Origin of the sequence: Cellulomonas carbonis (genome assembly GCF_014636275.1) — a bacterium.
In the GTDB taxonomy this organism is placed as follows: domain Bacteria; phylum Actinomycetota; class Actinomycetes; order Actinomycetales; family Cellulomonadaceae; genus Actinotalea; species Actinotalea carbonis.
The window spans coordinates 831,249-850,815 of the sequence record NZ_BMEB01000002.1 but is presented as its reverse complement, the minus strand read 5'-3'; the positions used below and the strand labels follow the sequence as shown (position 1 = coordinate 850,815).

19 protein-coding genes, 1 tRNA gene and 1 riboswitch are annotated in these 19,567 nt (G+C 74.9%); of the genes, 7 read left to right on the top strand and 13 right to left on the bottom strand.

The genetic code is table 11. The features are described 5' to 3' along the window. Nucleotides 1-47: 47 nt before the first annotated feature. The gene (locus IEV86_RS09115; RefSeq protein ID WP_052426393.1) at nucleotides 48-374 is read left to right on the top strand and encodes a DUF4031 domain-containing protein; all 327 of its coding nucleotides are present in this window, start codon (nucleotides 48-50) and stop codon (nucleotides 372-374) included. A 62-nt stretch (nucleotides 375-436) separates the two neighbouring features. Here IEV86_RS09115 and groL read toward each other — a convergent pair whose 3' ends face one another. The 4 genes from groL to IEV86_RS09095 form a co-directional block, all read right to left on the bottom strand. Further along, entirely contained in the window at nucleotides 437-2,062 is a 1,626-nt protein-coding gene (gene groL, locus IEV86_RS09110; protein ID WP_043608208.1) for a chaperonin GroEL, read from the bottom strand. 177 nt (nucleotides 2,063-2,239) lie between these two features. Further along, entirely contained in the window at nucleotides 2,240-3,718 is a 1,479-nt protein-coding gene (locus IEV86_RS09105) for a phytoene desaturase family protein (protein ID WP_043608228.1), read from the bottom strand. Between the two features lie 132 nt (nucleotides 3,719-3,850). Then, nucleotides 3,851-4,504, bottom strand: coding sequence for a LytR C-terminal domain-containing protein (locus IEV86_RS09100; RefSeq protein ID WP_043608209.1), 654 nt, complete (start codon nucleotides 4,502-4,504; stop codon nucleotides 3,851-3,853). Between the two features lie 22 nt (nucleotides 4,505-4,526). Continuing rightward, complete coding sequence (locus tag IEV86_RS09095) at nucleotides 4,527-4,823, bottom strand: DUF3263 domain-containing protein (protein WP_043608213.1); 297 nt, start codon at nucleotides 4,821-4,823, stop codon at nucleotides 4,527-4,529. Between the two features lie 211 nt (nucleotides 4,824-5,034). Between IEV86_RS09095 and IEV86_RS09090 the strand changes: the two genes are divergently transcribed. After that, nucleotides 5,035-5,787 carry a uracil-DNA glycosylase gene (locus tag IEV86_RS09090; protein ID WP_052426394.1) on the top strand — a complete coding sequence of 251 codons (753 nt, stop codon included), beginning with the start codon at nucleotides 5,035-5,037 and terminating at the stop codon, nucleotides 5,785-5,787. 9 nt (nucleotides 5,788-5,796) lie between these two features. Here IEV86_RS09090 and IEV86_RS09085 read toward each other — a convergent pair whose 3' ends face one another. Then, the gene (locus IEV86_RS09085; protein ID WP_043608215.1) at nucleotides 5,797-6,207 is read right to left on the bottom strand and encodes a hypothetical protein; all 411 of its coding nucleotides are present in this window, start codon (nucleotides 6,205-6,207) and stop codon (nucleotides 5,797-5,799) included. 253 nt (nucleotides 6,208-6,460) lie between these two features. After that, a riboswitch (cyclic di-GMP riboswitch) is annotated at nucleotides 6,461-6,535 on the bottom strand. 102 nt (nucleotides 6,536-6,637) lie between these two features. Between IEV86_RS09085 and IEV86_RS09080 the strand changes: the two genes are divergently transcribed. Continuing rightward, nucleotides 6,638-7,468, top strand: a complete 831-nt coding sequence (locus IEV86_RS09080; RefSeq protein ID WP_043608217.1) for an SGNH/GDSL hydrolase family protein — start codon at nucleotides 6,638-6,640, stop codon at nucleotides 7,466-7,468. A gap of 98 nt (nucleotides 7,469-7,566) precedes the next feature. On the opposite strand, the gene IEV86_RS09075 is transcribed toward IEV86_RS09080, so the two are convergent. The 8 genes from IEV86_RS09075 to IEV86_RS09040 all read right to left on the bottom strand — a co-directional run bounded on the left by IEV86_RS09075 (nucleotide 7,567) and on the right by IEV86_RS09040 (nucleotide 14,105). Next, entirely contained in the window at nucleotides 7,567-8,262 is a 696-nt protein-coding gene (locus tag IEV86_RS09075; protein WP_152605699.1) for a hypothetical protein, read from the bottom strand. Nucleotides 8,263-8,341: 79 nt separating this feature from the next. Beyond that, nucleotides 8,342-8,962 carry a S24/S26 family peptidase gene (locus IEV86_RS09070; RefSeq protein ID WP_052426395.1) on the bottom strand — a complete coding sequence of 207 codons (621 nt, stop codon included), beginning with the start codon at nucleotides 8,960-8,962 and terminating at the stop codon, nucleotides 8,342-8,344. A 19-nt stretch (nucleotides 8,963-8,981) separates the two neighbouring features. Continuing rightward, nucleotides 8,982-9,404 carry a hypothetical protein gene (locus IEV86_RS09065; RefSeq protein WP_043608220.1) on the bottom strand — a complete coding sequence of 141 codons (423 nt, stop codon included), beginning with the start codon at nucleotides 9,402-9,404 and terminating at the stop codon, nucleotides 8,982-8,984. 357 nt (nucleotides 9,405-9,761) lie between these two features. After that, nucleotides 9,762-9,833 (bottom strand) — tRNA-Thr (locus IEV86_RS09060). Nucleotides 9,834-9,957: 124 nt separating this feature from the next. After that, the gene (locus tag IEV86_RS09055; protein WP_229734576.1) at nucleotides 9,958-10,659 is read right to left on the bottom strand and encodes a vitamin K epoxide reductase family protein; all 702 of its coding nucleotides are present in this window, start codon (nucleotides 10,657-10,659) and stop codon (nucleotides 9,958-9,960) included. Beyond that, complete coding sequence (locus IEV86_RS09050; protein WP_043608221.1) at nucleotides 10,652-11,524, bottom strand: DsbA family protein; 873 nt, start codon at nucleotides 11,522-11,524, stop codon at nucleotides 10,652-10,654. Before IEV86_RS09050 ends, IEV86_RS09055 begins: the two co-directional genes overlap by 8 nt. A gap of 95 nt (nucleotides 11,525-11,619) precedes the next feature. Next, on the bottom strand, nucleotides 11,620-12,177 hold the full coding sequence (locus IEV86_RS09045; protein ID WP_188484633.1) for a hypothetical protein: 558 nt from the start codon (nucleotides 12,175-12,177) through the stop codon (nucleotides 11,620-11,622). Nucleotides 12,178-12,275: 98 nt separating this feature from the next. Then, on the bottom strand, nucleotides 12,276-14,105 hold the full coding sequence (locus tag IEV86_RS09040) for a serine/threonine-protein kinase (protein WP_188484632.1): 1,830 nt from the start codon (nucleotides 14,103-14,105) through the stop codon (nucleotides 12,276-12,278). 108 nt (nucleotides 14,106-14,213) lie between these two features. On the opposite strand from IEV86_RS09040, the gene IEV86_RS09035 reads away from it, so the two are divergent. The 4 genes from IEV86_RS09035 (at nucleotide 14,214) to IEV86_RS09020 (ending at nucleotide 19,537) form a co-directional block, all read left to right on the top strand. Next, on the top strand, nucleotides 14,214-16,439 hold the full coding sequence (locus IEV86_RS09035; RefSeq protein WP_043605416.1) for a bifunctional alpha,alpha-trehalose-phosphate synthase (UDP-forming)/trehalose-phosphatase: 2,226 nt from the start codon (nucleotides 14,214-14,216) through the stop codon (nucleotides 16,437-16,439). An 11-nt stretch (nucleotides 16,440-16,450) separates the two neighbouring features. Beyond that, nucleotides 16,451-16,762, top strand: a complete 312-nt coding sequence (locus tag IEV86_RS09030; RefSeq protein WP_043605420.1) for a hypothetical protein — start codon at nucleotides 16,451-16,453, stop codon at nucleotides 16,760-16,762. Between the two features lie 300 nt (nucleotides 16,763-17,062). After that, nucleotides 17,063-18,190 carry an ABC transporter ATP-binding protein gene (locus tag IEV86_RS09025; protein WP_043605423.1) on the top strand — a complete coding sequence of 376 codons (1,128 nt, stop codon included), beginning with the start codon at nucleotides 17,063-17,065 and terminating at the stop codon, nucleotides 18,188-18,190. A 99-nt stretch (nucleotides 18,191-18,289) separates the two neighbouring features. Then, on the top strand, nucleotides 18,290-19,537 hold the full coding sequence (locus IEV86_RS09020; protein ID WP_043605426.1) for a DUF4032 domain-containing protein: 1,248 nt from the start codon (nucleotides 18,290-18,292) through the stop codon (nucleotides 19,535-19,537). Nucleotides 19,538-19,567: the final 30 nt, after the last annotated feature.

Genomic DNA, 19,567 nt, shown 5'->3' with positions numbered 1-19,567 from the left:
CCCGTCCCGGAGGGCGTCGTCGCGTCCGGGCGTGGTTCGATCGACGCGTGACCGTGCTGCTCGACCCGCCGCTGTGGCCCCGCCACGGCCGCGTCTGGGGCCACCTCGTGAGCGACAGCACGCTGGACGAGCTGCACGCCCTGGCCGACCGCGCGGGCATCCCCCGCCGCGCGTTCGACCTCGACCACTACGACGTGCCCGCCGAGCGGTACGACGACCTCGTCGCGCTCGGCGCCCAGCTCGTCGACTCGCGCGAGCTCGTACGCCGTCTGCGCGCGTCAGGGCTCCGCGTCACGGCACGTGACCGGCGTGCAGGCCGGCGCGCGGGGCCCGGTACCGGTCCAGGTACGACGAACGGCGGGCGCCTCCCCTGAGGGAGACGCCCGCCGTCGATCGACCTCGTCGGCCGGGCCTGCTCAGACCTGATCGGTGAGGATCAGAAGTCCATGCCGCCCATGCCGCCGTCGCCACCGGCCGGAGCAGAGGACTTCTCCGGCTTGTCGGCCACGACGGCCTCGGTCGTGAGGAACAGCGCGGCGATCGACGCGGCGTTCTGGAGCGCGGAGCGCGTCACCTTGACCGGGTCGTTGACGCCCGCGGCGAGCAGGTCCTCGTACACGCCCGTGGCGGCGTTGAGGCCCTGGCCCGAGGGGAGGTTGCGGACGCGCTCGGCGACCACGCCACCCTCGAGACCCGCGTTGATCGCGATCTGCTTGAGCGGCGCCTCGATGGCGAGCTCGACGATGCGCGCACCGGTCGCCTCGTCACCCTCGAGGTCCAGCTTCTCGAACGCGAGCTTGCCGGCCTGGATGAGGGCGACGCCACCACCGGCGACGATGCCCTCCTCGACGGCCGCCTTCGCGTTGCGCACGGCGTCCTCGATGCGGTGCTTGCGCTCCTTGAGCTCGACCTCGGTGGCCGCGCCCGCCTTGATGACGGCGACGCCACCGGCGAGCTTGGCGAGGCGCTCCTGGAGCTTCTCGCGGTCGTAGTCCGAGTCCGAGTTCTCGATCTCGGCACGGATCTGCGAGACGCGGCCGGCGATCTGCTCGGCGTCGCCCTGACCCTCGACGATCGTCGTCTCGTCCTTCGTCACGACGATCTTGCGGGCCTGGCCCAGCATGTCGAGCGTGGCGTTCTCGAGCTTGAGGCCGACCGTCTCCGAGATGACCTGACCGCCCGTGAGGATGGCCATGTCCTGGAGCATCGCCTTGCGGCGGTCGCCGAAGCCCGGGGCCTTGACGGCGACGGACTTGAACGTGCCGCGGATCTTGTTCACGACGAGCGTGGCCAGGGCCTCGCCCTCGATGTCCTCGGCGACGATGAAGAGCGGCTTGCCGGCCTGGATGACCTTCTCCAGCAGCGGCAGCAGGTCCTTGACGTTCGAGATCTTGGACTCGACGAGGAGCACGTAGGCGTCCTCGATCACGGCCTCCTGGCGCTCCGGGTCCGTGACGAAGTACGCCGACAGGAAGCCCTTGTCGAAGCGCATGCCCTCGGTCAGCTCGAGCTCCAGGCCCAGGGCGCTGGACTCCTCGACCGTGATCACGCCCTCCTTGCCGACCTTGTCCATGGCCTCGGCGATGAGCTCGCCGATGGCCGGGTCGCCCGCGGAGATGCCGGCGGTCGCGGCGATCTGCTCCTTGGTCTCGACGTCCTTGGCCGCGTTGAGCAGCTGCTCGGTGACGGCCTCGACGGCCTTCTCGATGCCGCGCTTGAGCGCGATCGGGTTGGCGCCGGCGGCGACGTTGCGCAGACCCTCCTTGACGAGGGCCTGGGCGAGCACGGTGGCGGTGGTGGTGCCGTCACCCGCGACGTCGTCGGTCTTCTTGGCGACCTCCTTGACGAGCTCGGCGCCGATCTTCTCGAACGGCTCCTCGAGCTCGATCTCCTTGGCGATCGAGACGCCGTCGTTGGTGATGGTGGGGGCGCCCCACTTCTTCTCGAGCACGACGTTGCGGCCCTTGGGGCCCAGGGTGACCTTGACGGCGTCGGCCAGGGCGTTCATGCCCCGCTCCATGCCGCGGCGGGCCTCCTCGTCGAAGGCGATGATCTTGGCCATTCGGACGGATCCTCCGGTTGTGGCGGTGGGACTGGCCGCGGTGCCCGCGACGGACGGCACGCCGCGCGGCGGTCATGTCCCGCCGCGCGCCGGCCTCACCTGGCCAGACGTTTCTGTCACTCTCGGATCGAGAGTGCTAACTCATTATTGGCACTCGGACCCGGCGAGTGCAAGCAGTCACCCGCGGGCCGGGGACGGGCGCAGGTCGGGCGGGTGGTGGACGCCGAACCGGTCTCGCAGCACGCGCCGCGCGACGTGCCAGCCGGCCATGCCGTGCACACCGGGCCCGGGCGGCGTCGCCGCGGAGCACAGGTACGCGCCCGGCACGCCGACGTCGTACGGGTCGAGCTGCCAGCGCGGACCGACGAGCATCCTGCGCATCGTGATGGTCCCCGCGGCGATGTCGCCGCCGACGTAGTTCGCGTTGTGCTGCTCCATCCGGGACGCGGGCACGCACTGCGCGGCGACGACGAGGTCGCGGACGCCGGGCGCGAAGCGCTCGAGCTCGTCGAGCACCGCGTCGGTCATGTCGCGCGGCGACCCCGCCGGGACGTGCGCGTAGGTCCACAGCGGACGGACGCCGCCCGGTCCGACACGGGACGGGTCGACGACGGACGGGTCGCTCAGCAGCACCATCGGGTGCCTCGAGTGCCGGCCCGCGGCCACCGCGCGCTCGGTCGCGACCATCTCGGCGCGCGTGCCGCCGAGGTGCACGGTCCCCGCGCGCCCCACGTCCGGGTGGGTCCACGGCACGGGCCCCGACAGCACCAGGTCGACCTTCGCGGCCCCGTTCCCGTGCCGGAAGCCCAGGAGCTCGCGGCGGACACGCGGGGACATGCGGTCGCCCAGCACGCGCGCGACGGTCGCGGGGGTGGTGTCGAACACGTACGCACGCGCCTGCGGCAGGTCGGCGCGGGTCCGGACCGGGCTGTCGACGACCACCTCGCCGCCGTGCGCGCGCAGGTCGGCGACCAGCGCGTCCGTGATCGTCGCGGTCCCCCCGCGCGGGATGCACCAGCCCGTGGCGTGCGCGAGGGTCCCGAGCAGGAGCGCGGTCCCGGCTGCGGGCAGGGACGGCAGCGGCGTGATCGCGTGCGACGCGACGCCGGTCAGGAGCGCGGGCGCCTCCTCGCCGCGGAACCGACGCCCCCACAGCGGCGCGACGCCCTGCTCGAGCGTGCGCAGGCCGAAGCGGATCGCGGTGACGAGGTCCCGCGGGAGGCGGCGGTGGTCGCCCAGGACGGCGCCGACGACCGCGTCGGCGTGCTCGACGAGCGGCTCCATGAGCGCACGCCACGCCGGGCCGTCGGGGCCGAGCTCGTCCACGGTCCGGTCGAGCGACCGCAGCGCGAGCGCGGCCCGCCCGTCGGGCAGCGGCTGCGCGTAGGACACCTCGGGCGTCACGAGCTCGACCCCGCGTGCCGCGAGGTCAAACCGGCGGAAGAAGGGCGACGCGAGCGCCATCGGGTGCACCGCGGAGCACTGGTCGTGCACCACGCCGGGGACGAGGCCGGGGACCGTCCGGGCGCCCCCACCGGCCGTGGGCTGTGCCTCGAGGACCCGCACGCCGAGCCCCGCGCGCGCGAGCGTCACCGCCGCCGCGAGGCCGTTGGGGCCCGAGCCGACGACGACGACGTCGACCTCGCTCGCTGTCATCCGTCCCCCGGGCTGCCGGCCGCGACCGTGGCCGCGGGCCGCGACCACCCCACGATCATCGCCGCTGCACGGCGCCCGTGCGCGACGGGCGGGCTCGGCGGGCTCTCGCCGGGCTCGACGGCGTGCGGCGCGTCAGCCCTCGAAGTCGGCGGCCAGGACCGCGAGCACGCCCTCGACGCCGTCGTCGAGGACGACGCGGCCGATGCCGAGCTCGGCCGCGACGGCCTGCGCCGTCGCTGCGTCGTCCTCGACGCCGTAGTAGACGACCGAGCTGCTCACCGCACCGCCGGACCAGTTGCCCGACGACGTCGAGGTGTAGCCGGCGTCGGTGAGCGTCGCTGCCGTGCCCGAGGCCAGCCCGGACCGGTTCGTCGCGTTGAGCACGCGGACCGGCGTCGTCAGGTCCGCCTCGGGGGTCGGCTCCTCGACGGGTTCCTCGACCGGCTCCTCGACGGGCTCCTCGACCGGCTCGGTCGGCTCCGTCGGTTCGGTGGCCTCGTCGGTCGGCTCCTCGGCCGCACCCTCCGTCGGGGTGGCCGGCGTGCCCTCGGGTTCCTCGGACGCGGAGCCGCCGATCGCGGGGAGCGCGACGCCGCCGGGGGCACCGTCCCACTGCGACAGCCAGTAGACCGCCCCGAACGCGAGGACGGGGAAGATCACGAGGACGGCGACGAACGGGGCCCACCGGTTCCACCACGAGCGCGGCGCCCGGTGGACACCCCTGGGACGCTCCTCGTGCGGAGCGACGTCGAACTCGTCCGCGGGGTGGTCGTAGTGGCCCGTCACGGCGGACAGGCTACCGGCCCGGTCAGCCCTCGACGCCCAGGCGGCGCGCGGTACGGGCGCGCTGGCGCGAGCTGCGCATGCGGCGCAGGCGCTTGACGAGCATCGGGTCGTGCGCGAGGGCGGCGGGCGAGTCGATCAGGGCGTTGAGCACCTGGTAGTAGCGCGTCGCCGACATCTCGAACAGCTCGCGCACCGCCTGCTCCTTGGCGCCGGCGTACTTCCACCACTGGCGCTCGAACGCCAGGATCTGCTGGTCGCGCTCCGACAGCTCCGCCCCGTGCGGTGCGACGTCGACCGTCGCGTGCGTGCTCGTCGTCATGCCGACCTCCCTGCTGGACACCCGGGCGGACCTGCTCGCCCGCGTCTGCTCCTGCTGCCCGCCATGCTAGGTCGGAATGACAGGGGTGTCATTCCGCCCGGCGCGTCGCCCGCGGCGCGTCGCGCCGAGCCCCCGCGGGGTCGGCGCACGGCCCACGCGGGCGTCCACGGGTTCACCCGGTCCGTCACCCGGGCGCCGTACGCTCGCGGCCGTGCCGACGCCAACACCAGCGCCCAGGCCCCGTCGCCCTCTCGCCGAGCTCGTCGCCCCGGACTGGGCGGAGGCGCTCGCCCCCGTGGAGGACCGCATCCGGGCCCTCGGGGACGCGCTGCGCGCCGAGACCGCCGCGGGCCGCGCGTGGCTCCCCGCCCCGGACGACGTCCTGCGCGCCTTCCGCCGCCCGCTCGCCGACGTGCGGGTGCTCCTCCTCGGGCAGGACCCGTACCCGACGCCCGGCCACGCGACCGGGCTGGCGTTCTCGGTCGCGCCGGACGTCCGACCGATCCCCCGGTCGCTGCAGAACGTGTACCGCGAGATCGCCGACGACGTCGGCGGCACGCCCGGTCCCTCGGGCGACCTCACACCGTGGGCCGACCAGGGCGTCCTGCTGCTCAACCGCGTGCTGACCGTCCGTGCGGGCGCGCCGGGGTCGCACCGGTCCCTCGGCTGGCAGGAGGTCACCGCGCAGGCGGTCCGCACCCTCGCGCGGCGGCACGCCGAGGGAGCGCCGCTCGTCGCGGTCCTGTGGGGTCGGGACGCCGCGACCGCCGCGCCGCTGCTGGGTGACGTGCCGGTCGTCGCGGGCGTGCACCCGAGCCCGCTGTCGGCGTCCCGCGGGTTCTTCGGCTCGCGGCCGTTCTCGCGCGTCGACGCGCTGCTCGCCGAGCAGGGCGAGCCGCCGGTCGACTGGTCCTCGGCGGGTGCCGCCACCGCCCCCGCGGCGACGGCACCCGCCTCGACCTGAGAGGCCCCCTCAGACCTCTGCCACCACCAGGACGACGCTCACCCCCGTGAGCTCGTCCGCGGCCACCGGCGTCTCCGCCGGCACGACGACGGTCACCTCGGTGCCGTCCACCACAGCGGATCCCTCCGCCAGCAGGGCCCCCCCGGGCCCGCTGAGGGACACGATCGCGTCGTACCCCTGGCAGCGCTCGTCCAGCCCCGACAGCCGGGCGGCGCTCACCCCGTATCCCTGCAGTGCTGCGACGTACGTGACGTCGTAGTCGATGTGCACGTCCGACGAGCTGCACAGCTCCGTCGTCGTGCTCGCGACGAGCAGCTCGTCGCCGATCCCGCCGCCCGCCGCGGCGGCGGCCCGCACGCCCACGAGGGCGAGCGCCACCAGGGCCACCGAGGCGGCCCTGCGGTTCTTCGTGCTGACCATGTCACCCCTCCTGGGCTCCGGCTCCGCGTGCTGCTCCGCGTCGGGCGTCCTGCCCGTCGCCGTCCCGACCGGTCGCCTCCTGCGACCCGGGACGCCTGCCCGAGGGCTAAGGGGTGCGGCCCGCGAGGTGGCCGGAGCGGTGCGGGTGGAGGTGCCGCACGACGCGCGACGTGACGGTCGCCGGTCCGCACACGAGGCAGTCGCGTGCGGAGGTGGCGGTCACCTGGTGGAGGTCCATGGTCGGCCCCTGTCGTTCGGTAGCCCGGCTGACCTCGAGGGTCCCGTGGCTTTGCGTCCCCACCTCGCGATGGGTTTGCCGCTTGTCGCTGACCTGCCCAGGATGACCGACGCCCCCCGGACCGTCCAGGGTGAGGTGAGGTCCCGGACGCCCGGTTTGGGACCTGGCGTCGCACAAGCGCAGACTTGTCCCGTGGATTTCACCCGTGACGCAGGAGCGGCCTGGTCGAGCTACGCGGCCCTCGGCGACTCGTTCACCGAGGGGCTGTGGGACGTCCCCGGCGTCGAGGACCCCGAGACCGCCGACGTGCCGTGCCGGGGCTGGGCGGACCTGCTCGCGACCCATCTCGCCGACCGCCGCGGACCCGACGCACCACCGTTCCGCTACGCGAACCTCGCGGTGCGGGGCCGCCTCCTGGGCCCCATCCTCCGCGAGCAGGTCCCTGCGGCGGCGGCGATGGCCCCCGCGCTCGTGAGCGTCGTCGGCGGCGGCAACGACATGCTGCGGCCGGCCGCCGACCCCGACCGGCTCGCGGCCGACCTCGAGGCCGCCGTCGTCCGCCTGCGCGACGCCGGCGCGGACGTCCTGCTCGGCACGGGCATGGACGCGAAGGACTCGCCGATCATCAGCCGCACGCGCGGCCGGGTGGCCGTGTACAACGCGCACATCTGGTCGATCGCGCGCCGCCACGACGCGCACGTGCTCGACCTGTGGGGCATGCGGTCCCTGCGCGACTGGCGCATGTGGGCCCCGGACCGGATCCACCTGACGACCGAGGGGCACCGCCGCGTCGCCCAGGCGGCGCTCGTGGCGCTCGGGCTCGAGCCCGACGACGCCGCGTGGGACGACCCGCTCGTCCCGCTACCGCCTCTGCCCCGCGCGGCGCGCGTGCGCGAGGACGCGCAGTGGGTCCGCGAGCACGTCTACCCGTGGGCCACCCGGCGCCTGCGGGGACGCTCGTCGGGCGACCTGCGCCGGCCGAAGCGCCCGGCCCTCACACCCCTGGTCGACGGCGCGCCCTGAGGTGAGGCCGGGCAGGAGGGGCGGGCCGAGCAGGGTCCGGTGCGGCCAGCTCGGGCGGGGCGAGCCCGGCACGGCGGGGACCGGCGGGGCCGGGCGGGTCAGGGCACCGCGACGTCGGGATGGCAGACCCTGAACGTGCGCGTCTGACCGGCCCGGATGGTGTCCCACCCGTTGTTGCTCCCGACGACGCTCAGCACGCCGTCGACCGGCGTGCCCGGGGGTGCGAACACCGCCTGGCCACCGGTGATCGTGTAGCCGGTCGTCCGACCGTCGAACGGCGGGACCGTCGTGTCGAGCGCCACGACCCAGTGCGACGGCTGGTTGGTCGTCGTGGTCACGACGACGTCGGCGCACGCGCCGCTCGGCCAGGCGGCGGACCACGTGACCGACCGGACGACCGTCGTCGGGTTGGCGGGCGAGAAGGGTGACGAGGCGACCCAGCGCGCCGGGACGGCCCAGCCGTCGAGGGTCGCGACGACGACGGTGCCGCGCACGGGCGTGAACGCCCCGCTCAGGGGCACCGTGACGGAACCCGACGCCGAGGCCAGCTGCCCGTGGACGCCGGCGTCGGGCAGCGCGACCTGGAGGCGGCCCGCGCACCCGGCGGGCACCGTGACGTCGACCGACGACGTGGCGGTCGTCGACGTCGCCGTGACGGACAGCGTCTGGGCGCACGGCGCGCTCGCACGCACGGTCGTGAGCGAGCCGCTCGAGACGGGCAGCGACGCGGCGTTCGCCGCACCCACCGAGCAGAGGGCGACGACGAGCGCGAGGCCCGTGAGCACTCGTCGCATGGTCACCTCCTGGCTCGTGGGTCCGTGCGCACCGCCCGGTCGGCGGTGCGCGATGAGGACAGGTGGTCCCCGGGTCGCACTACTCGTGGACGGCGCCCACCCGGTCACCGACCGCCATCGCCGGGGGGCCGGCGATCCCGACGGTCGCGGGCTCGTCGCCGGGCGGTCCGCCGGGAGCTGCGTCGTCGGGCTCCTCGTCCGCAGGGTCGGCCTCGCGGTCCGGCCACACGAGCACGGCGAGCGCGACCACGAGCAGCGAGACCCACGCGAGCGGGCTCAGCAGCACCGCCCCGGCGGTCCCGACCCCGGGCAGGTGGAGCACCGCGCGTCCGAGCACGTCGGCGTCGGTGGGCTCCCACGGGTCGAGGAAGTCGTTGTTGTCGCCCTGGAGCACCCACGCGCCCGGGTCGCCGTCGACGATCCGGTGGATCACCCGGGCGCCACCCGTGCCGGGGGGCGTGTAGACCACGACGTCGCCGACCTCGGGCTGCCCGCAGCGGGCCACGACCAGGTCGCCCGTCACGTACGTGGGCTCCATCGACCGGCCCGACACGATGGTCAGCGTCGTGCACCCGCCGAGCGAGCTCGGCCACAGGAACCAGCCGACGACGAGGGCGGCGACGACCCAGACCACGTCCCCGGCACGGCCGAGCAGCCGGCGCGGGCGTGCCGCACCGGCCTGCTCGGCCACCCGGAGCACGGGCGGGCCTCCGACGGGCTCAGCCCGCGATGACGACGGCGACGCCCTCGACGGCGGCCGGGTCGACCGTCGTCGCGGCGGGGTCGACGGGGACGAGGGTGAAGCTCTTGGTGCCCTCGGCCGCGGTCCCGGTCGCCGTGGCGAGCGCCGTGCCGTTCACGTCGAAGACCGTGATGTCCACGCCCTGGTTGGCGCAGGCGGCGAGGACGTCGCTCAGGACGACGGAGCCGGTGCGGTAGGCCTTCGTGGCGGCGTCGTACGCGCTGCCGAACGTCACCGCGATCGCGGTGCCGCCGTCGGGCTGGCAGGACGCGACGACCTCGCTCGCGGCACCGAGCGAGCCGGTGGTGACGTTGAGCTGGGCGGCGGACGCGAGCGAGAGCCCGGCCACGCCGACGACGGCGAGGGCGACGGCGGCGGACTTGCGGCGCGAGAGGGCCATGAGGGGGTCCTTATGGTGTCGGGGCACGGCGAAGGGGGTCGCCGAGGAAGGGGGTCACCGGTCGGGGGAACCGGCCGTCCACGGCGCCGTGGGGGGCGGCACCGTCGGACGGGTCGATTCTGGTGCGACCCGGTGCACGTCCGGCAGCGCACCGCCTGCCGGAGCGGGCGGTCCGCCCGCATTTCACCCGGACGATCCCGACGGATCCGGGCACTTCCGACACCGCGCCACGATCATGGTTCACCCGATCGGACCATGGTCACCGACGGCCGCGCGGGGGTCGGGCCGACGAGGACCCGCCGACGCGAAGGGCGAGCGCGGGGAGGAGAGCCGCGAGCGCGAGCGCGGGGCGAGGAGAGCCGCCTGTCGGATTCGAACCGACGACCGTCCGCTTACAAGGCGGGTGCTCTACCACTGAGCTAAGGCGGCGGGGCGGGCCCAGTCTGCCAGGAGCCCGCGGACGGGGCGCACCGCCGTCCCGTCCCGACCCGCAGCGGGCACGGGACGGGACGGGACGGACGCGCGTGGTCAGGACGGAACCAGGCCCCGGCCGTCAGCCGAGCAGGAGCGCGGGCCCGTACTTGACCGCGATGAGGACCACGAGACCCGTGATCCACAGCCACACGACGACGAGGTCGACGTCCCGCTCGACGGCACGGTGCGCGAACGCCTGGACCCGCCGACGCAGGTAGAGGTTGTCGTCCCGGACGTTGACGTGGGTGAGCGACGTGAACACCAGCGTCGTCGACAGCGTGACGAGCAGGCACCACGGGCACAGGGCCCCGATCTCGACCATCGACTGGTAGAAGAGCCAGTACGCGAAGATCAGGCCCAGGGTGTAGACGAGCTGGGCCGCGGCCATGAACCACCGGGGGAACCTCACGCCGCCGAGCGAGGCCACCGCGATCGTGATGACGACCGGTTCGGCGATCAGCCCGAGGAACGCGTTCGGGAACCCGAAGAGCTGCGCCTGCCACGACTGCGCGACCGCGCCGCACGAGAGCGTCGCGCTGATGTCGCACGCGAGCGTCGCACCGGGGTTCTCGGCCAGGCGCAGCGCGTCGACCGAGAGCACGAACGACGCGACGAGGCTGATGCACGCCGACACCAGCATCGTGGTGAAGATGAACCGGTTGTCGTGCCGGATCCGGAAGATCGCCGCGACGGGCCCCGTGCCGGCCCGCAGGCCCGGCGCCGTGGTGCCGGTCCCGGATCCGACGTCGGCGTCGGTGTCGGTGCCGGTCACGTCAGCCACGGACCTGCTCGACTGCGGCCGCGAGCGCACCCTCGATGCGCCAGTCGACGCCGAGGTCCTCCGACAGGTCCTGGCCGTCGACCAGGACGGTCGGGGTCGCCAGGCGCGGGAGGTCGCGCGACGCCTGCTCGGTCGCGGCCTGGACCCACGGGACGAACGAGCCGTCGCCGGTCAGGTAGCTGCCGTCCTCGATCGCCGTCGCCACGTCGTCGGGCACGCCGACCTCGCGCGCGAGCTCCGCCATCTCGGCGTCGGACAGGCCCTCGCTGCCCTCGGCCGGCTGGTTGGCGAAGAGGATCGTGTTGAGGTCGACGAACTGCTCGGGCGCCTGGTCGGCCACGAGCGCGAGCGCGGCCGAGGAGCGCGTCGAGTACTTGGTGCCGCTCGCGAAGCGGTCGAGGATCGCGACCGGGTGGTAGGCGACGACGACGTCGCCGGACTCGCGGAGCTCGTCGAGCGTCGCGCCGTTGGTCTCCTCGAAGAGCCCGCAGAAGGGGCACATGAAGTCGGCGTACACGTCGACGACGACGGCGTCGTCCGGCGCCTCGCCGTCGGCGAGCACGCCCTCGGCGCCCACGAGGATCCCGCCGTCGTCGGTCGCGCCCGCGGGCGCGGTCACCTCGGCGAGCGGCTCCTCGACCTCGGAGAGGTCGGCGTCGGGGATGTCGACGGTCGTGGTGGGCGTCGCCTGCCCGAGGATCCACACGACGACGGCGACCACGGCGACGAGGCCGACACCGATGAGGCTGAGGAGGATCGTGCGCTGGCGCCTGGCCTCGCGCTCCTGCTGGGCGCGCAGCGCGAGCGCGGCGGCGCGCGCCTCGTCGCGGCGGTCGGCCTTGGACGGGCGGGGTGAGCTGGACATGGGGTTCCTTCCGGGGTCGCGCGGCGTGCGCGGGTGCATGGGGTCACGTGGGCGCGCCGTGCGCGCCGACCGGACGAGCGGCCCTGGGCCGGTGGTCAGGCCGCGGCGAGCGCCGGCGGGCCCCGCCGCAGGACGCCGCCCGAGCCGCCGACCGCGCTCGGCGCCGCGACGGTCGAGGCGACCGCGAGGCGCGCCCGCACCAGCACCACGCTCGCCGCGCCGGGGACGCGCCGCACGACGGCACGCAGCGCGTCGGTCAGGTCGCGCACGGCACCGCGCAGGGCGGCGAGGACGGCGAGCCCGGTCGCGGCGACGCCCAGGTGGGCGAGCAGCACGGGCAGCGCGACCACGACGAGCACCCCGGCGACCTGTCGACCGTCGCCGCCGACCGCGAGCGTGCCGCTCGGGCACTCGACGTCGGTGCGGAGCAGGGCGAGGCGCAGCCCGAGCCAGCCGGCCATGCCGTCGCCCGCGACGCACCGGTGCACGAGCACCTCGGCATCGGCCAGCAGCGCGACGAGCGCCCCGCCGAGCGCGAGCGCGAGCGTGACGGCGAGCCGCCGCGCACCCCGCGCGCCGGAGACGCCAGGCACGACGCGACGGCGTCCGTGCCCCTGCCCGAGCACGTGCCCGAGCACCCGTCCGACGACCATGCCGACACTGTACGGACCCCGGCGCGCCGCCCGGTAGGACGTCGAGCCCGGTTCCGGGAGCACGGCCCGGGCGGTGCCGGTTCGGCTTCCGGCGTGGGTCAGCGCAGGTCGGGCGGCCCCCCGAGCGGCCACCAGTCGACGGGCCCGCCCGAGACGGTCAGGACGACGACAACCGCGACCGCGAGCGCGAGCAGCACGACGCTCACCGCGCCGGCCACGCCGGGCGCGACCGCGGCGAGCACCACGCGCGCACCCGTGCGCGTGGTGCGCGCCGTCGGCCCGAACCAGAGCACCAGGAGGCCCACCGTGACGACGCCCGCGAGCAGCGCGGGCGTGACCCAGGCGGCCTGCGCCGCGAGGGCACCCCCCGCCTCACCCGGGCCGGGCGGCTGCACGACGACGCGTCCCGTGCCCAGCAGCCACCACGTGACGCCGCCCACGACGACGACCGTGCTGAGCGCGACGAGGGCCGAGGGCACGACCCCGACGAGCCCGCGCACGAGGTGCCAGGGCGCCGCGACCGCGGTGCGTGCCGCGTCGCCGCGCCGGACGCCGCGCCGACGACGACGCGCGTGGTGCGCCTCGCGCGCGACGGCGACCGTGCGCGCCACGACCGCGACGGCGACCGCGACGAGCAGCGCGAGGGCCGGACGGGCCGCACCGAGCGCGACGAGGACGGCACCGAGCGCGAGCACGCTGCCCGCACGACGACGCGGCCGTGGCGCCGACCAGTCCTCCTCGGCCGACCCGGTCCCGTCCGGGCCGACGGCGTCGTCCGCCTCGTCGTACGCCTCGTCGTCGTCCGCGTCGTCGTACCGCTCACCGTCGTACGCGTCGTCGTCGTACCCGTCGGCGTCCGCGTCGTCGTACGCCCCGGCGTCGTCCGGGCCACCGTGGGGACCGTCCCCGTCGCCGTACGCGCCGACCCCGCCCGCGACCCGGTCGTCCCCACCGCCCGACCCCGTGTCGCCGTGCCACGGGAGCACGCGCGTCGACCCGGGGGCCCACGGGTCCGCCGCCGTCACGAGCGCGGTCCGGGCGGCGTCGTCGGCGGGGTGGTCCGCGACCGGCGCGGCGGGAAGGACCGCCGTCGAACCGTCGGCGGTCAGCACCGCGGTCGCCTCGTCGGGCGCCTCGCGCAGCCGGGCGAGGACCTGGCCGGGGTCGGCGCGGCGCGCCGGTTCGACCGTCAGCGCGGACCGGAGGACCGCCGCCGTGCGCGGGTCGAGGCCCGCGAGGTCGACCTCGCCGGACCGCACGCGCGCGACGACGGCCTGCACGGGCGCCGCGCCGAACGGCGGCCGCCCCGTCGCCGCGAACGCGAGGACGGCGGCCCAGCCCCACCAGTCCGCCTCGGGGCCCGCCTCGGCCCCCTCGAGCAGCTCGGGTGACAGGTAGCCCGGGGTCCCGACCACCATGCCCGTCGACGTGACGCGCGCGTCGTCCGCCGCCTGCGCGATCCCGAAGTCGATGAGGACCGGACCCCGCGGGCTCATGAGCACGTTGCCGGGCGTGAGGTCGCGGTGCAGGACCCCGGCGGCGTGCACGACCTCGAGGGCGTCGCGCAGGCGCTCACCGAGGTCGACGACCGCCGCGGGCGGCAGCGGCCCGCGCTCCCGGACCCGCGTCGCGAGGTCCTCGCCGTCGACGAGCTCGGTCACGACGAAGGCCTCGTCCGCCTCGATCTCGGCGTCCAGCACGCGCGCGACGTTCCCGTGGCGGATCCGCTGGAGGTGCGCGACCTCGCGCCGGAGCCGCTCTCGCGCAGACGGGTCCGCCGCCAGGTGCGGGTGCAGCAGCTTGAGCGCGACCGCGACGCCGTCGCCGTCGACCGCGCGGTAGACCGCACCCATGCCGCCTCGACCGAGCGGGGACAGCACGCGGTACCCACCCACCTCGGTCCCGGGCGCGACGCCGATCCGCTCCATGCGGTCACGCTAGCGGCGACGCACGTCCGGCCCGGGGCGCCGCGCCCTCGGCAGGAGAGCGGACGCCGCTGTCGTTACCCTCGGGACGGACATCGAGGAGCTGATGGCGTGAGTGGACGGTACGGGCTGGTCGTCGTGGCGAACCGGCTGCCGGTCGACCTGACGGTCGAGGACGACGGCAGCACGAGCTGGAGGAGGTCGCCCGGCGGGCTGGTGAGCGCGCTCGAGCCGGTCATGCAGGCCGCCGACGGCGCGTGGGTCGGCTGGGCCGGGTCGCCCGACGTCGAGGCCGACGCGTTCGACGGCGACGGCATGCGCCTCGTCCCGGTCGCGCTCAGCGCCGACGAGGTGCGCGACTACTACGAGGGCTTCTCGAACGACACCCTCTGGCCGCTGTACCACGACGTGATCAGCCCGCCCGAGTTCCACCGCCGCTGGTGGGACGCGTACCGCCGCGTCAACCGCCGCTTCGCCGAGGCCGCGGCCGACCAGGCCGCCGAGGGCGCGACCGTCTGGGTCCAGGACTACCAGCTGCAGCTCGTCCCGGCGCTGCTGCGCGACCTGCGACCTGACCTGCGGATCGGCTACTTCCACCACATCCCGTTCCCGCCGCTGGAGATCTTCGCGCAGCTCCCGTGGCGCCGGCAGGTGGTCGAGGGGCTGCTCGGCGCCGACCTCATCGGGTTCCAGCGCGCGGGCGACGCGTCGAACTTCGTCCGCGTCGTGCGGCGGCTCACGGACCTGTCGACCAAGGGCCAGGTCATCACCGTCCCTGGCACCGAGGAGACCGCGGCCCGCACCGTGCGCGCCGCGGCGTTCCCGATCTCGATCGACTCCGCCCGCTTCGACGCGATGGCCCGCACCGAGGCCGTCCGCGCCCGCGCCCGCGAGATCCGCCGCGACCTCGGCGACCCGAGCGTCCTGCTGCTGGGCGTCGACCGCCTCGACTACACCAAGGGCATCCGGCACCGGATCAAGGCGTTCGGCGAGCTGCTCGAGGAGGGCCGGCTCGCCGTCCCGGAGGCCGCGCTCGTCCAGGTCGCGAGCCCCAGCCGCGAGAACGTCGAGGCCTACCAGCAGCTGCGCGACGAGGTCGAGACCCTCGTCGGCCGCATCAACGGCGAGCACGGCCAGATCGGCTCGGCGGCGATCTACTACATGCACCACTCCTACCCGCCCGAGGAGATGGCCGCGCTGTACCTCGCGGCCGACGTCATGCTCGTCACCGCGCTGCGTGACGGCATGAACCTCGTCGCGAAGGAGTTCGTCGCGGCGTGCACCGACGACCGCGGGGTGCTCGTCCTCAGCGAGTTCGCGGGCGCCGCGGACGAGCTCGCAGGCTCGCTGCTGGTGAACCCCCACGACATCGACGGCCTCAAGGACGCGATCGAGCGCGCCGTCACGATGGAGCCGCGCGAGATGCGGCGCCGCATGCGCAAGCTGCGTCGGCGCGTGCTCGAGGACGACGTGACCAAGTGGTCGCGCACGTTCCTCGACGCGCTCGCGCTGCGCCCGGGCCAGTCGCCCGGCGCCGTCATGCCCACGCCGCAGGACGGCCTCGCGGACGCGCTCACCGCACTGGTCGACCGCGTGCACGGCGGCGGCTCCGCGCTGCTCGCGCTCGACTTCGACGGCGTGCTCGCGCCGCTCGTCGACGACCCCGACGCGAGCCGCCCGCTGCCGGCTGCGGTCGACGCGCTCGCCACGCTCGCGGGCGTCCCCGGGCTGCACCTCGCGCTCGTGTCGGGGCGCGCGGTGGCAGACCTCGCGGACAAGGCCGGGGCCCCCGAGGGCACCCGGCTCGTCGGCAGCCACGGCGCCGAGCGCGGTGCGCTCGAGGGCGGCGCGCTGCGACGTGAGGAGCTCACGCTCGACCCCGCGCGCTCAGCGCTCCGCTCGCGCATCGGCGACGCGCTCGACGCGGCGGTCGAGGGCACCTCGGCGCGCGTCGAGCACAAGCCCGCGTCCGTCGTCCTGCACACGCGCACGGCGACGAGCGACGACGCCGCCCGGCTCACCGACGTCGCGCTGGACCTCGGCCGCCGCGAGGGCGTCGACGCGATGCAGGGGAAGGACGTCGTCGAGCTCTCGGTCCTGCACGTCACGAAGGGCGACGCCCTCGCGGACCTGCGGCGCGAGCTCGACGTCGACACGCTGCTGTACGCGGGCGACGACGTGACCGACGAGCGCGCGTTCGCGACCCTGCGCCCGGACGACCTCACCGTGCGCGTGGGACCCGGCTCGACCAAGGCGCGCTTCCGGGTGGCCGACCCGGACGCCGTCGCCGACCTGCTCATGTCCCTCGCCGACCGCCTGCGGTCGCGCGAGCCCTAGCATCACCGACCATGAGCGACCCAGCGACGCTGCGCGAGCAGGCCCACCGGCTGCGGCTCACCGCCCGGACCCTGCGCACCCAGGGCCACGGCCTGGACGACCAGGTCCGGCGCATCCGCCGCGAGTACCCGCTCCCGTCCCCCGAGCTCTGGCGGGGCCCGTACGCGGACCGGTACGCCGAGGAGCTCGACACGGTCGTGGCGGACCTGAGGCGCGTGGGCGACGACGTCGCGCGCTTCGCCGACGACTGCGAGGCCGAGGCGAGCGAGCGCGAGGCCCGCGCGGCGCAGCTCGAGGCCCAGGAGGCGGCCGCGCAGCCCTGAGCGCCCGCAGGTCGCACGGCAGTCGTCGGGCGCGTCCGGGGGTCGGGTCACGGCGTCGTCGCGGGACGACGGGCGGGGCGCACGGACCCAGCCGGGTCCCTGCCGGGTCCCTCCCGGGTCCCGGCCCCCGAGAAGCCCGTCGTGGGTCCCACGTCGCCTGTGGCATCATGGCGCACGTCACACGCCGGGGGCTGGGTCACGGTCGACCAGCACGGCGTGGGGGTCGCGGTCGACCCCGTACCGACGCTCTTCACGACGGATCGTCCGGCACGTACCTGCCGGTGAAGGGAAGGACCTGTCATGGCCACGGTCACGTACGACCACGCGAGCCGGGTGTACCCGGGCACGGAGCGCCCCGCAGTCGACGCGCTCAACCTCCACATCGAGGACGGCGAGTTCCTCGTCCTCGTCGGCCCCTCGGGCTGCGGCAAGTCCACGTCGCTGCGCATGCTGGCCGGCCTCGAGGACGTCAACTCCGGTCGCATCCTCATCGGCGACCGCGACGTCACCGACGTCCAGCCGAAGGACCGGGACATCGCGATGGTGTTCCAGAACTACGCGCTGTACCCGCACATGTCGGTCGCCGACAACATGGGCTTCGCGCTCAAGATCGCGGGCACGCCGAAGGCGGACATCCGCAAGCGCGTCGAGGAGGCTGCCAAGATCCTCGACCTGACCGAGTACCTCGACCGCAAGCCGAAGGCCCTCTCCGGTGGTCAGCGCCAGCGCGTCGCCATGGGTCGCGCGATCGTGCGCCAGCCGCAGGTCTTCCTCATGGACGAGCCGCTGTCGAACCTCGACGCCAAGCTCCGCGTCCAGACGCGCACCCAGATCGCGTCGCTCCAGCGCCGCCTGGGCGTCACGACGGTCTACGTCACGCACGACCAGACCGAGGCCCTCACCATGGGCGACCGCATCGCGGTGCTCAAGGACGGCCTCCTGCAGCAGGTCGGCACGCCGCGCGAGATGTACGACCGCCCCGCGAACGTCTTCGTGGCCGGCTTCATCGGCTCGCCCGCGATGAACATCGGGTCGTTCCAGGTGGCCGACGGCGCCGCCCAGCTCGGCCAGACGCGCATCCCGCTCGAGCGAAGCGTCGTCGGGGCGATCCGCCCCGAGGACAAGGGCCACATCACGATCGGCTTCCGTCCCGAGTCGCTCGACGTCGTGAGCCAGGCGCAGGAGGGCGCGATCCCGGTGAAGGTCGTCCTCGTCGAGGAGCTCGGCTCGGACGCGTTCGTCTACGGCGAGCTCGTGGGCGCGGGCGCCGCGGCGCGCGAGATCCACTCGGGCGCCGGCGACGCGCAGGTCATCGTGCGCGTCGACCCGCGTCAGGTCCCGATGAAGGGCGACACCATCTGGGTCGCCATCCGCCCCGGCGAGCGCCACGTGTTCTCGGCCGCGAACGGTCAGCGCATCGACGTCTGACACCACCGCGACACCCGCACAGGGGCGGGACGGCTCCGGCCGTCCCGCCCCTGCGTCATCCTGGGGGCGTCAGCCCGTCGACACCACGCGAGGACCACCGTGCCGCAGTCCCTCCAGATCACCGCCGCCGCGCCGGACCCTGCCCTGCTCGACCTCCCGTGGCACATCCCGCTCGAGGAGTGGCCCGACGACGTGCTCGCCGCGCTCCCCCGCGGCATCTCGCGCCACGTCGTGCGCTTCGTCCGGCTGTCCGGACGCGTCATCGCGGTCAAGGAGATCGGCGAGACGGTCGCCTACCGCGAGTACGAGCTGCTGCGCGCGCTCAACCGCCTCGGTGTGCCCAGCGTCGAGCCCGTCGGCGTCATCACCGGACGTCGGGCCCCGGACGGCGAGCGGCTCGAGGCGGTGCTCGTCACGAAGCACCTGCAGTTCTCGCTGCCGTACCGCGCGCTGTTCAGCCAGACGCTCCAGCCCGACACGATCACGCGCCTCATCGACGCGCTCGCGGTCCTCATGGTCCGCCTCCACCTCACGGGCTTCTACTGGGGCGACGTGTCGCTGTCCAACACCCTCTTCCGTCGCGACGCCGAGACGTTCGCCGCCTACCTCGTGGACGCCGAGACGGGCGACCTGCACGAGCGTCTGTCCGACGGTCAGCGCGCGTACGACCTCGAGGTCGCGCGCGTGAACATCATCGGCGAGCTCATGGACCTCGAGGCCGGCGAGCTGCTCGAGAGCGACACCGACACCGTCGCGATCGGCGGCGCGCTCGTCGAGCGGTACACCGAGCTGTGGGACACCCTCACGGGCGCCGAGCAGTTCGAGACCGGCGAGCGGTGGCGCGTCGCGGCCCGCATCGAGCAGCTCAACCGCCTCGGCTTCGACGTCGGCGAGCTCGACATCACGACCGACGTCGACGGGACCACCGTCCGGATCCAGCCGAAGGTCGTCGACGCCGGTCACCACTCGCGGCGCCTCATGCGGCTCACGGGCCTGGACGTCCAGGAGAACCAGGCCCGCCGCCTGCTCAACGACCTCGACGCCTACCGCGCCGCGACGGACCGCCAGGGCGAGGACGAGGAGTTCGTCGCGCACGACTGGCTCACGACGGTCTTCGAGCCCGCCGTCCGCGCGGTGCCCCGCGACATGCGCGGCAAGCTCGAGCCCGCCCAGATGTTCCACGAGCTCCTCGACCACCGGTGGTACATCTCGAGCGAGCAGAACCGCGACGTCCCGATGGGCGAGGCGGTCGCGAGCTACGTCGAGAACGTGCTCCGCTCGCGCCCAGACGAGAAGGCGGTCCTGGGCATCGAGACGGGCACCCTTCCGCGCATCACGGGGCCCTGACGCCCCCCGGTCCGCCGCCGCGCGCGGCGG

Coding starts and splice junctions, on each gene's coding strand:
- IEV86_RS09075 (WP_152605699.1), bottom strand. CDS start 8,262: ATGCGACGAGTGCTCACGGGCCTCGCGCTCGTCGTCGCCCTCTGCTCG.
- IEV86_RS09105 (WP_043608228.1), bottom strand. CDS start 3,718: ATGACAGCGAGCGAGGTCGACGTCGTCGTCGTCGGCTCGGGCCCCAAC.
- IEV86_RS09050 (WP_043608221.1), bottom strand. CDS start 11,524: ATGTCCAGCTCACCCCGCCCGTCCAAGGCCGACCGCCGCGACGAGGCG.
- IEV86_RS09085 (WP_043608215.1), bottom strand. CDS start 6,207: ATGGTCAGCACGAAGAACCGCAGGGCCGCCTCGGTGGCCCTGGTGGCG.
- IEV86_RS09065 (WP_043608220.1), bottom strand. CDS start 9,404: ATGGCCCTCTCGCGCCGCAAGTCCGCCGCCGTCGCCCTCGCCGTCGTC.
- IEV86_RS09030 (WP_043605420.1), top strand. CDS start 16,451: ATGAGCGACCCAGCGACGCTGCGCGAGCAGGCCCACCGGCTGCGGCTC.
- groL (WP_043608208.1), bottom strand. CDS start 2,062: ATGGCCAAGATCATCGCCTTCGACGAGGAGGCCCGCCGCGGCATGGAG.
- IEV86_RS09095 (WP_043608213.1), bottom strand. CDS start 4,823: ATGACGACGAGCACGCACGCGACGGTCGACGTCGCACCGCACGGGGCG.
- IEV86_RS09045 (WP_188484633.1), bottom strand. CDS start 12,177: ATGGTCGTCGGACGGGTGCTCGGGCACGTGCTCGGGCAGGGGCACGGA.
- IEV86_RS09040 (WP_188484632.1), bottom strand. CDS start 14,105: ATGGAGCGGATCGGCGTCGCGCCCGGGACCGAGGTGGGTGGGTACCGC.
- IEV86_RS09025 (WP_043605423.1), top strand. CDS start 17,063: ATGGCCACGGTCACGTACGACCACGCGAGCCGGGTGTACCCGGGCACG.